The 12,419-nt window shown below is 44.7% G+C and carries 9 protein-coding genes; 8 read left to right on the top strand and 1 reads right to left on the bottom strand.

All coding sequences use genetic code 11. From position 1 onward, the window contains the following. A partial coding sequence (locus EAI83_RS03210) for a MerR family transcriptional regulator (protein ID WP_129974603.1) occupies positions 1-371 on the bottom strand: 371 nt, incomplete at its 3' end. An 818-nt stretch (positions 372-1,189) separates the two neighbouring features. Between EAI83_RS03210 and EAI83_RS03205 the strand changes: the two genes are divergently transcribed. The 8 genes from EAI83_RS03205 to araA all read left to right on the top strand — a co-directional run bounded on the left by EAI83_RS03205 (position 1,190) and on the right by araA (position 12,407). Beyond that, entirely contained in the window at positions 1,190-2,443 is a 1,254-nt protein-coding gene (locus EAI83_RS03205) for an ABC transporter substrate-binding protein (protein ID WP_021650446.1), read from the top strand. Positions 2,444-2,542: 99 nt separating this feature from the next. Next, positions 2,543-3,445 (top strand): carbohydrate ABC transporter permease, encoded by a 903-nt coding sequence (locus EAI83_RS03200; protein ID WP_015526053.1) that lies wholly within the window; start codon positions 2,543-2,545, stop codon positions 3,443-3,445. A gap of 15 nt (positions 3,446-3,460) precedes the next feature. Next, positions 3,461-4,300, top strand: a complete 840-nt coding sequence (locus EAI83_RS03195) for a carbohydrate ABC transporter permease (RefSeq protein WP_129974602.1) — start codon at positions 3,461-3,463, stop codon at positions 4,298-4,300. A gap of 180 nt (positions 4,301-4,480) precedes the next feature. Then, positions 4,481-6,700 carry an alpha-galactosidase gene (locus EAI83_RS03190; RefSeq protein WP_129974601.1) on the top strand — a complete coding sequence of 740 codons (2,220 nt, stop codon included), beginning with the start codon at positions 4,481-4,483 and terminating at the stop codon, positions 6,698-6,700. Positions 6,701-6,849: 149 nt separating this feature from the next. Further along, positions 6,850-7,770: an AraC family transcriptional regulator gene (locus EAI83_RS03185; RefSeq protein ID WP_021976649.1), complete on the top strand. Its 921-nt coding sequence runs from the start codon at positions 6,850-6,852 to the stop codon at positions 7,768-7,770. A 311-nt stretch (positions 7,771-8,081) separates the two neighbouring features. Next, positions 8,082-9,407 carry an alpha-glucosidase/alpha-galactosidase gene (locus EAI83_RS03180; protein ID WP_129974600.1) on the top strand — a complete coding sequence of 442 codons (1,326 nt, stop codon included), beginning with the start codon at positions 8,082-8,084 and terminating at the stop codon, positions 9,405-9,407. Positions 9,408-9,632: 225 nt separating this feature from the next. Further along, a complete protein-coding gene (locus EAI83_RS03175) occupies positions 9,633-10,727 on the top strand; it encodes a GntR family transcriptional regulator (RefSeq protein ID WP_129974599.1) in 1,095 nt (364 codons plus the stop codon). A gap of 180 nt (positions 10,728-10,907) precedes the next feature. Beyond that, entirely contained in the window at positions 10,908-12,407 is a 1,500-nt protein-coding gene (gene araA / locus EAI83_RS03170; RefSeq protein ID WP_021976651.1) for an L-arabinose isomerase, read from the top strand. Positions 12,408-12,419 lie beyond the last annotated feature (12 nt).

The raw sequence follows: 12,419 nt of genomic DNA, 5'->3' as shown, positions 1-12,419 counted from the left end.
TCCTGTATCAGTTCCCGGATAAGTTTCTTAGCTTTATTCGCTCGTTTTCCTTGTAATTTGCAACTGAATACTGCGATCATCTGAACCAGATCTTCAACAAGTTCCTGCTGTTCGGATTTTTCAGTATTATCAATCTGTCGTTCCAGATCATCTTTCTGTTTATGGCTGGAAACGCGACAATATCCAATTGTAATGCGATTTTTAGGCTTTACATTTATTACCTGGTTGAGTTGCTCGTCAGAATAATATCTATAGCCGCTTACTGTAGTATGATGCGGATGAAGTTTTCCATTGGCATCCCAATTTCGTAATGTCTGGGCGGATACGCCTATAATTTTTGAAAATTCATGTATAGAATAATATTTACTCAAAGCATCAACTCCTTTCAATAATATTCTACTCTAATATCTTATAAAACCAAACATGTACTTATATGATTTTATAATTTATATTTAACTGTTAATAACCTCCTTATATAGAAATATAGAAATGAAAAACAGACTATAGGTGTAAAGTCCGATCCAGCTAATCTTAGCACAGTTTTTGACTGTGTGTAAAGAGAGGGAACGCAGATAAGTATCTTGTGCATCACGAAGCGTATTGCCGGTCACAGAATGAACAGCAATATGCTTCGCAGCGAATACGGATCGTCAATACACATCTGACGGTGAGAAAAACAGTACAGCCGGGAAATTTTTCGGCAGGAAAAACGCAGGATACAGAACGGTTTATAGGACTGTATAAAAAAATATGGAATTTTGCGTGCACATGTGGAAATGATAGCGTGCATGGAATTGTGTTAGGAACGGAAAAACAGATTATTCGGCAAATGACATTTATACATGTTTTGAGTTAGTAAAAACATACAAAAATACATATGTAAAAATGTTGGTTTTGCTACAAGGGGATAAATGAGCGCCAAAACATACTCAAAAATAGTAAAAATTGTGAGGGTATATAAAAAAACGTAAAAGAAACTGGAAAAATGACGGATAATTAACAAAGTGTGAACAAAAAATGGATAAAATGAATAAAAAGTAACATTTTTCCATATTGAAATGACAATAATCCATTTATCATTTTTCCATGTGCAATTATAATAATATCAACGGTCAGGGACGTGAAAAAATATAAAAACTGACCAAAAGAAAGAGGGAAAATAAGAAAGATTTAAAAGGAGGAAGAAGTTATGAATTTCAAAAGAGTAGCAGCATTATTGTTAGCAGGTGCCATGGTAATGACAGCAGTTCCGGTATATGCAAAAGGTGACGATGTTACACTTTCCGTATCCATCTGGGACACCAACCAGGAGCCGGGAATCAAAGAAATTCTCGCAGACTTCACAGAGAAGACAGGAATCAAGACAGAGATCTCCGTTGTTAAATGGGATGAGTACTGGACAATGCTCGAGGCCGGTGCACAGGGTGGTTCCCTTCCGGACGTATTCTGGATGCACTCCAACGAGAGTCAGAGATACATGTCCAACGATATGCTTCTTGATCTGACCGATAAGATCAAAGACAGCGATCTGATCGATCCGGAGAACTATCCGGAGGATATCTGGGGACTGTATACATACGATGATAAATATTATGCAGTACCGAAGGATATAGATACAATCGCTCTCTGGTACAACAAGACATTATTTGACGAGGCAGGACTTGATTATCCGACAGCTGACTGGACATGGGATGATGTTACAGAGGCAGCTAAGAAGCTTACTAAGGATGATGGTTCCCAGTACGGTCTCGGAATGAGAAATGATAACAACCAGGCCGGATACTACAACCTGATCTATGATAACGGCGGATACATCATCAGCGATGACAAGACAAAATCCGGCTGGGATGATGAGAAGACGATCGCAGCTATGCAGACACTGGAAGGATGGATCAAGGATGGCGTGATCCCGTCTCTTGAGACAATGTCCGAGAACAACGAGGACGTACTTTTCGAGGCTGGCAAGATCGCTATGACATGCCAGGGCTCCTGGATGCTTGCAGCATTTAAAGAGAACGAGTACACAGCAGCTAACTGTGATTGTGTAGAGCTTCCTAAAAACGCTGAGACGGGCAGAAGAGCTTCCTCATATAACGGACTTGGATGGGCAGCATCTGCTTCCGGTGAGCACACAGACGAAGCTTGGCAGCTGATCGAGTACCTCGGATCCAAAGAGGCTCAGGAGAAACAGGCTGAGCTTGGTGTTACAATGAGTGCATACAAAGATACATCTGATGCATGGGCTAAATCCGCAGACTTCAACCTTCAGGCTTATCTGAACATGATGGATGACATGGAGATCCGTCCATACTCCAAATCTACTGTAACATGGGAGAACGAGGACAACGAGATCCTTAAGGGCGTATACACAGGCGACATCACAATGGAAGAGGCTTGCAAGCAGATGGCTGATCAGATGAACGAGAAGCTGGCTGAGGAGTAAGCATTAAGAAACACCGATAATTAAGTGCAGTAATGAGAGGGGCCGCCGCACTCAGGTGCAGCGGCCTCATACATAGAAGGAATAGAAGGAGTGATTCTTATGGCTAAAACTACCAAGTCACAGGCACGGACAAAGAGAGAGCGCAGTGAGTTCCTCTGGGGCTGGCTGTTTATTCTCCCAACAACCATCGGATTGATCGTATTGAACATCATTCCGATCTTCCAGACTATTTACCAGAGCTTTTTCAAAACAGGAGATTTTGGTAAAGGAAATATCTTTATCGGTTTACAGAACTATCAGAAGGTTTTTGCAGATAAAGAGATCTGGCAGGCACTGATCAACACATTCAAATATGCGATCGTGGAGGTTCCTTTTTCCATTGTCATCGCACTTGTTCTTGCAGTACTTCTTAACAGAAAGATGAAGGGCCGTTCTGTTTACAGAACCATCATCTTCCTTCCGATGGTAGCAGCTCCGGCAGCGGTAGCCATGGTATGGAGATGGCTGTTCAACTCTGATTATGGTCTTATCAATAACGTTTTCCATGTTCATGTAAACTGGGTTTCTGATCCGAAAATTGCAGTATTTTCCGTTGCGATCATCGGTGTATGGTCTATCATCGGTTACAATATGGTTCTTTTTCTGGCAGGACTTCAGGAAATTCCGAGAGATTATTATGAAGCGGCAGAGATTGACGGAGCTACAGGTGTGAATGCATTCTTCAGCATTACGATTCCGCTTCTGTCGCCAACTATTTTCTTTGTACTTGTTACCCGTGTAATTGGATCCCTGCAGGTATTCGACCTGATCTATATGGTTATTGACAAGTCAAACCCGGCACTTACCAAGACTCAGTCACTGGTTTATCTGTTCTATAAATATGCATTTATCAATAAGAACATGGGATACGGCGCTACGATCGTAGTAGTACTTCTTATTATCACCATGATCCTGACAGTATTCCAGATGATCGGTCAGAAGAAATGGGTATTCTACAACTAAAAAGGGGGATTAACCATGGATAGTATGGAAACAAAAAAGAAATTAACCACTATTTTAATACATGTCATACTGATCATTGTGTCCATAACGATGCTTGTGCCATTTATCTGGATGATCCTGACAGCTTTTAAAACTGTAACGGAAGCAACATCTGTAGATCCTTTCACCATTTTCCCGAAAATATGGAGAAAAGACGCATTTATTTCTGTTATCAATAACATGAACTTCCTGCTTCTGTACAAGAATACACTGCTTCTGATCTTCTTCCGAGTAGTGTGTGCGGTTCTTACAGCAACTATGGCAGGCTATGCATTTGGACGACTGAACTTCAAGGGCCGTGATCTCTGCTTCAGTCTTGTACTGTTCCAGATGATGGTTCCGGTACAGATTTTCATCATCCCGCAGTACCTGATGGTCAGCAAGATGGGTATGTTGAATACGATCTTTGCCCTTGTATTCCCAGGTATGGTCACAGCGTTCGGTACCTTCCTTCTGAGACAGGGATATATGGGACTTCCGAAGGATCTGGAGGAGGCTGCCAGACTTGACGGATGTAACATCGGGCAGACCTTCCTTTACATCATGGCACCACTTACAAGATCCAGTATGGTTGCACTTGGAATTTTCACAGCTGTATTTGCATTCAAAGACCTGATGTGGCCGATGATCGTTAATACAGATAAGGATATGCTGGTACTTTCTTCCGCACTTGCAAAGATGCAGGGCCAGTACGTATCCAAATTCCCGGAATTGATGGCTGCATCTCTGATCGCCTGCATTCCGATGATCGTGCTCTACATGATCTTCCAGAAACAGTTTATCGAAGGTATTGCTACCAGCGGTGGAAAACTGTAATCAGAAATATTACATAAGGTAATATAAGACCGCTGACAATGTATATAACTGAGGATTTGGTTATTGAGATTGTCAGCGGTATTTTTATCGAAGCAAATGCCAAAATGCACAGTTATTTGATGATTCTTAAGGAAAGAGGCGGATATTTTTATCCGCAGTAAACGAAAAAAGGAGAAAATTATGCCGATCAAATTTCACGAGGGATCAAAGACATTCCACATTTATAACAAACATTTAAGCTACATCACCTGTATCATGGAAAATGGCCAGATGGAGAATCTGTACTATGGAAAAGCTATCCGCGATAAAGAGGATTTCAGTTATCTTCACGAGGAGATCATGCGTTCCCTGATGGCTGTATGCGTTCCGGAACCGGGACTTCTTTCCATGCAGTATACCAAACAGGAGTATCCTGTTTACGGAACCGGTGATTACAGAAATCCTGCCCTTACTGTTCGTCAGGAGAACGGAAGCGAGATCGTAGATTTCAAATATGTTTCTCATGAGATTTACGGCGGCAAGAAGAAGCTTGCCGGTCTTCCGGCAACCTACACAGAGAACGAGGAAGAGGCAACATCTCTGGACATTACACTTCATGATTCTGTGATGGACACAGACCTTGTTCTTACATATTCCGTATATGAGGATTACCCGGTGGTCACCAGAAGTGCACGCCTTGTTCAGAAAGGGGATCAGAAGATCCGTCTTGAGAACGTGATGAGTGCAGCAGTGGAGTTCCCGGATATGGATTATGAGATGATCCATCTTTCCGGTGCGTGGGCACGTGAGCGCTATGTAAAAACACGCAAACTTGAGATGGGTACACAGGCTGTACAGAGTCTTGCAGGAACCGGCTCCAGCTCTGAGCAGAATCCGTTTATCGCGCTGAAGCGTCCTCATACAACAGAAGATACAGGCGAGGTTTTCGGCTTCAGCTTTGTGTACAGCGGCAACTTCCTTGCACAGGTCGAGGTTTCCACCTACGAGATGACACGAGTTATGATGGGAATCAATCCACAGGGATTTTCCTGGGAACTTTCCAAAGATGAGGAATTCCAGGCTCCGGAGGTTGTTATGGTATATAGCGACAAGGGCTTAAATGGAATGAGCCAGGCTTACCACAGACTGTACCGTGACCGCCTGATGCGCGGAAAATGGAGAAATCATGCACGCCCGATCCTTCTTAATAACTGGGAGGCAACCTATTTTGATTTTGATGAGGAAAAAATCCTCAATATTGCAAAAAAAGCCAAAGAGGTTGGGGTAGAGCTTTTCGTTCTGGATGACGGATGGTTTGGAACCAGAAACGATGATTACCAGGGCCTTGGCGACTGGTTCGTAAATAAGAATAAGCTTCCAAACGGAATTTCCGGACTTTCCCGCAAGATCGAGGAGATGGGCCTGAAATTTGGCCTCTGGGTAGAGCTTGAGATGGTAAACAAGAACAGCGACTGCTACAGAGCACATCCGGACTGGCTCATCGGAGCACCGGACCGTTTTGAGTCCCACTCAAGACATCAGCACGTTCTTGATTTTTCCAGATCTGAGGTTGTGGATTTTATTTATGATTCCATCTCCAAGGTTATCGAGGAATCTTCCATTTCCTACATTAAATGGGATATGAACCGCTACATGTCCGAGCCTTTCAGCCGCGGCGCATCTGCAGCAGATCAGGGCAAGACTATGCATAAATATATCCTTGGTGTATATGAGCTGTATACAAGACTGACAGAGAGATTCCCTGACATCCTCTTTGAATCCTGCGCAAGCGGCGGAGCAAGATTTGATCCGGGAATGCTGTATTTTGCACCACAGACATGGACCAGTGATGATACCGATGCTGCTGAGAGAGAAAAGATCCAGTATGGTACTTCCTTCGTTTACCCCATCGTCAGCATGGGATCTCATGTATCAGCAGTACCGAATCATCAGCTGCACCGTACCACACCGCTTTCCACAAGAGCAAATGTGGCATATTTCGGAACCTTTGGCTATGAGCTGGATCTGAACCTTTTAAGTGCCAAAGAGATCGAAGAGGTAAAGGCACAGGTGGAATTCATGAAGGAACATCGTGACCTGATCCAGGTGGAGGGTGATTTCTACCGTATCTTAAGCCCGTTCGAAGGAAATGATACTGCATGGATGGTTGTTTCCAGAGACAAAAAGCAGGCAGTTGCCGGATACTATGAAAGACTGAACAAGGTCAATGCTTCCTGGATGCGTCTGCGCTTCAAGGGTCTTGACGAGGATCAGCTTTACAAAGTAAAATGGGAAGATAAGTGCCTGAAAGCTTACGGAAATGAGCTGATGTATGCAGGAATCCCGGTTGATCGTGACTACTGCAATAAGACAAACGGTGATTTCCATTCTGTATTGTATACAATTGAAGCAGAGGGCTGATTTCTGTAAATGATAGAATAAAAACTGTCTGCAGAAAAACATCCGCCTGACCAGAAAAATAACAGGCCGCCGGATATGGCGGCCTGTTATTGGGTGGCGAAGCAGCTCACAGGCAGAAACATAATATATGACATCAGGGAGGTGACAAGTTGCTTCATACAGTTGGTTTTACAAGCTCGGACAGCTTTAAATGTCTGGAGAATTTAAAGAAAGGTGCGGTGGATCTCTGTCTTACTTATTGTGGATGGGAAAAATGCGATCCGGGACATCGATTTGGACCAAATAACAGGATCTCTCATGTACTTCATATCGTGGAATCCGGAAGCGGAGTTTTTGAGATGGATGGCCATCAGTATCATCTGACAGGTGGAGAAGCATTTCTGATCCCATCCAGTGTGGAGGCCTGGTATGAGGCAGACATGGACAATCCCTGGACATATCGCTGGGTAGGATTTGAGGGAATGACTGCGGAGGAAGTGATCCATGTAAGCGGCTTCAGCCGGGAAAATCCGGTCCGAAGGATCCACTGTATGGAAAATGCTGCAAAATATATTGATGCAATGGTCCAGACCAACAAGCTCGTTTTTGAAAATGAGCTGAAACGGAACGGACTTCTGCTGCTTCTTTTTTCTGACCTGATCACAGATAACCGGGATGCATGTCTGAGAGAAGGCAAGCTTCTTCCATCCCACAGATATCCCAATTCCGTTTATGTGGAGCAGGCAGTGGATTACATTGCAGCCAACTTTGACAAGCGTCTGAAGATCAATGAGCTGGCAGACCGCATTGGTGTCAACCGGAGCTATCTTACCAGCTCGTTTAAAAAAAGCCTCGGATGCTCGCCGCAGGAATATCTTATGAATCTTCGCATCGAGAAGGCAAAGACTCTTCTGAAAAACGGAGATATTCAGGTCAGTGAAGTAGCTGCAAAAGTAGGGTATGGAGATCCGCTGGCTTTTTCCAAGGTATTCAAGGCAAGAACAGGAAGAAGTCCGAGAGAATACAAGGAAGAAAAGAGAAAACTTGTAGTGAAGGGGAAAAAAGGGGATTATACGGAATCTGAGGACTGATTCTGTGATATATTTCACGAAGAAAAAAACTCTCTGTCTGTGCCAGAATATATAAAATTCTGGTATCGGGCAGAGAGTTTTTTATGTCATAAGAAATGTTATAGAAAATTACTTCCAGGTATCTCATGCAACAAAACAACAATTATTAGCATCAAAGTACATATTTTAAACAAGTTTCTGGTAGTATGATAAGATCACAAAGAAAACGAAGCGGGACTGCACCGCAGAAATAGCAGAAAATCAGGAATTTTAAAGAAAAATATAACAATTCCGGATAAGAGATCCAACAAAGAAAGCAGGAGGAAACGAACATGATTAAAATTACATTCATGGGAGCTGGAAGCACGGTTTTCGCAAGAAATGTACTTGGCGACTGTATGTGCACACCGGCACTTCGCGAGAGCGAGATCGCACTTTATGATATCGACGAGAAGAGACTGGAGGATTCCAGGATTATCTTAAGTGCCATCAACCACAACGTAAATGAGGACCGCGCAGTGATCAAAACATATCTCGGTGCTGAGAACCGTAAAGATGCACTTCGTGATGCAGACTTCGTAGTCAATGCCATTCAGGTAGGCGGCTATGAGCCATGTACAGTAACAGACTTTGAAATCCCGAAGAAATACGGCATCAAACAGACTATCGCAGATACCCTGGGAATTGGTGGTATCATGCGTGCACTTCGTACCATTCCGGTTCTGGAAGAGTTCGCACGGGATATGGAAGAGGTCTGCCCGAACACTCTGTTCCTGAACTACTCCAACCCTATGGCAATGCTCACCGGCTATATGCAGCGTTTCACAAAGATCCGCACCGTAGGTCTCTGCCACAGCGTTCAGGTCTGCTCCCAGAAACTTCTTGAGGGAATGGGAATGGAAGACAAGCTTGAGGGACGTACCGAGCTGATCGCAGGTATCAACCACATGGCATGGCTTCTTGAGATCCATGACAAAGACGGAAACGACCTGTACCCGGAGATCCGCAGAATCGCCGAGGAGAAGAATACCTCCGACGAGAAGCATGAGGATATGGTACGTTACGAGTACATCCGTCATCTTGGATACTACTGCACAGAGTCCAGTGAGCACAATGCAGAGTATAATCCGTTCTTCATTAAATCCAAATATCCGGAGATGATCGAGGAGTTCAATATTCCGCTTGACGAATATCCGAGAAGATGTATCAAACAGATCGAGGGCTGGGAAAAAGAGCGCGAGGATATCCTCAAGGATGGCAAGATCGGCCATGAGAGAAGTAAAGAGTATGCTTCTTATATCATGGAGGCTGTTGTTACAAACACACCGTACAAGATCGGTGGAAATGTTCTTAACAACGGTTATATCGATAACCTTCCGTCGGATGCTTGCGTAGAGGTTCCATGCTATATCGACGGAACCGGTGTACATCCGGTAAAAGTGGGCAAGCTTCCTACACAGCTGGCAGCTATGAATTCATCCAATGTCAGCCCGCAGCTCCTTGCTATTGAGGCAGCAGTGACCAAAGACCGCCAGAAAATCTATCAGGCAGCCATGATGGACCCGCACACAGGTGCAGAGTTGAACATCAAAGACATCCAGGCAATGTGTGATGAGCTGATCGAGGCACATGGGGATTATATGAAGATGTACCGCTAAGGCAGGAAATGATCGGAAGGCAGCAAAAACTTTGAAATAAATATGCAAGGCGGCATATAAAGGCCGGAACACCAGAATGGGGAGGGTGTTCCGGCCTTTCTTTATATGGAACTTTTGATAAATAATAAAAACAACTTGTTCGCATGTATATACAAGTTATAAAATAATTACAGATGAAACGAACAGGATAAATACAGATCAAAATACAAACGAAGGGAGGAGCTTATGGCAGAAAACGGAAAAGCAAAATATTATGCACTGATGGAAGAAATGAAAACAGACATTCTTTCCGGAAAGATCCGTCCGGGTGAGAAGCTTCCCTCTGAAAACCAGCTCAGTGTACGCTATGGGCTGAGCAGGCATACGGTGCGAAAGGCTCTGGGGATCCTGGCAGGAGATGGATACATAGAATCCTTTCAGGGAAAAGGAACCTTCTGTGCGGATGTGCTCCGTCAGATTCACGGGACCGGAAACATCGCAGTGGTGACTACATATATCTCGGATTATATTTTTCCAAGGCTGATCCAGGGAATCGATGAGGTGCTGTCCGATAACGGGTACAGTATCATCCTGAAAAATACAGGAAACAGCCGCCAGAAGGAGGCAAGATTCCTGGAAGAGCTGATCAGCAAGGGAATTGACGGACTGATCATCGAACCCAGCAAAAGTGAGTTGTTGTGCAGACATGTAAGCCTGTACGAAACACTGGACAAGTATCAGATCCCCTATATTTTTATCCAGGGACTGTATACGGAGATGCAGGAAAAGCCCCACATCCTCATGGATGACGCAGGAGGCGGTTATCTTGTGACAAAACATCTCCTGGACTCCGGCAGGCGCAACATCGCGGGATTTTTCAAGGCAGATGACCGTCAGGGAATCGAACGGCATAAGGGCTATGTGAAGGCTTTGCAGGAGCATGAAATTGCCTATGATCCGGATAAGGTGGTCTGGTTTCACACCGAGGACCGGCGAAAAAAGCCGGCTCTTATGGTCCGGAACATGGTCCGACAGAACAGCTTTCCGGATGGGATCGTGTGCTACAACGACCAGATCGCTGTCCAGGTCATGGAAGAACTGGAACGTCAGGGCAAAAAGATCCCGGAGGATGTTGCGGTGACCGGTTATGACAATTCGCTGTACGCAAGACAGGGGCAGGGAATCACTACTATCACCCATCCCCAGGAAAAACTGGGTGAGATGGCAGCAAAGCTTCTCCTGGAAAAATTAAGTGGCGTGCCGGACGAAGAGAGTAAGGTGGAACGGCTGATCCGGCCGGAGCTGATCGTACGGGGCAGCAGTGTGAAGACAGGAATATGAACACAAATGCATGAGGGCAGAGAGATAATCACTTATCAGATAATGAAACATGACATATTTTACAGAGAACTTTATAACATTTCAGAAGGCTGGACACATGTTGGAAACAGAAATGTGTTACAGATTTTCAGGAATGTTATGCATATTATATAATTTTATATTTCAAGGAGGAATTTTCACATGAAAACAGGAAGAGATTACAAATTCTGGTTTTGCACAGGTTCACAGGATCTTTACGGAGATGAATGTCTCCGCAAGGTAGCCGAGCATTCAAAGATCATCGTAGAGGAACTGAATAAATCCGGTGTACTTCCGTTTGAGGTTGTATGGAAACCAACGCTGATCACAAATGAGCTGATCCGTAAAACCTTTAATGATGCCAATGCAGATGAAAACTGTGCCGGCGTGATCGCGTGGATGCACACATTTTCCCCGGCAAAATCCTGGATCCTTGGCCTTAAAGAGTATCGCAAACCGCTGTGCCATCTTCATACACAGTTCAATGTGGAAATCCCCTATGACACCATTGATATGGACTTTATGAATGAGAACCAGTCCGCACACGGCGGCCGTGAGTTTGGCCATATGGTAACCCGCATGGGAATCGAGAGAAAAGTCATTGCAGGACACTGGGCAGACAAAAAGGTCCAGGAGCGTCTGGCATCCTGGATGCGTACTGCAGTTGGTATCATGGAGAGCAGCCATATCCGTGTATGCCGTGTAGCCGACAATATGAGAAACGTAGCTGTAACAGAGGGCGATAAGGTTGAGGCTCAGATGAAATTCGGATGGGAGATCGATGCTTATCCGGTTAACGAGATCGCAGAATATGTACAGGACGTAAGCCAGGGAGATATTGATGTTCTGGTAGAAGAATATTATAATAAATATGACATGATTCTGGATGGACGTGACCCTGAGGAATTTAAGAAGCATGTAGCAGTCCAGGCAGGGATCGAGATCGGTTTTGAGCGTTTCCTTGAGGAGAAAAACTATCAGGCTATCGTAACACACTTCGGTGATCTGGGCGCCCTGAAACAGCTTCCGGGACTTGCGATCCAGCGACTGATGGAAAAAGGCTACGGCTTCGGTGGCGAGGGCGACTGGAAAACAGCAGCTATGGTCCGTCTGATGAAGATCATGGCAGCCGGCAAAAAGGACGCCAAGGGTACATCTTTTATGGAGGATTACACTTATAACCTGGTACCTGGTAAAGAGGGAATCCTTGAGGCACATATGCTGGAGGTTTGCCCATCTGTTGCTGATGGCAAGGTCAGCATGCGTGTATGCCCGCTTTCCATGGGAGATCGTGAAGATCCTGCAAGACTGGTATTTACTTCTAAGACAGGTCCTGGAATCGCAACATCCCTGGTTGATCTTGGAGACCGTTTCCGTCTGCTGATCAATGAGGTTGAGTGTAAGAAAACAGAGAAGCCGATGCCTGCACTTCCGGTAGGTACTGCATTCTGGACACCGAAGCCGGATCTTTCCACAGCAGCAGAAGCATGGATCCTTGCCGGCGGCGCACATCACACTGCATTTACCTATGACCTTACTGCAGAGCAGATGGGTGACTGGGCAGCAGCTATGGGGATTGAAGCGGTTTATATTGATGGCGATACAACGATCCGGAATCTGCAGAATGAGCTGAGATGGAACAGCATGTATTTCAGCAAATAATACGGGAGGTTT

The organism is Blautia sp. aa_0143, assembly GCF_004167315.1.
GTDB lineage: Bacteria > Bacillota > Clostridia > Lachnospirales > Lachnospiraceae > Blautia_A > Blautia_A fusiformis.
Note: the sequence above shows the minus strand (reverse complement) of the source record. Positions and strands in the feature narration are given on the sequence as shown.

What these genes read in the sequence shown, in the direction of transcription:
- EAI83_RS03205 (WP_021650446.1), top strand. Translation starts at nt 1,190, where the DNA reads ATGAATTTCAAAAGAGTAGCAGCATTATTGTTAGCAGGTGCCATGGTA.
- EAI83_RS03200 (WP_015526053.1), top strand. Translation starts at nt 2,543, where the DNA reads ATGGCTAAAACTACCAAGTCACAGGCACGGACAAAGAGAGAGCGCAGT.
- EAI83_RS03195 (WP_129974602.1), top strand. Translation starts at nt 3,461, where the DNA reads ATGGATAGTATGGAAACAAAAAAGAAATTAACCACTATTTTAATACAT.
- EAI83_RS03190 (WP_129974601.1), top strand. Translation starts at nt 4,481, where the DNA reads ATGCCGATCAAATTTCACGAGGGATCAAAGACATTCCACATTTATAAC.
- EAI83_RS03180 (WP_129974600.1), top strand. Translation starts at nt 8,082, where the DNA reads ATGATTAAAATTACATTCATGGGAGCTGGAAGCACGGTTTTCGCAAGA.
- EAI83_RS03175 (WP_129974599.1), top strand. Translation starts at nt 9,633, where the DNA reads ATGGCAGAAAACGGAAAAGCAAAATATTATGCACTGATGGAAGAAATG.
- araA (WP_021976651.1), top strand. Translation starts at nt 10,908, where the DNA reads ATGAAAACAGGAAGAGATTACAAATTCTGGTTTTGCACAGGTTCACAG.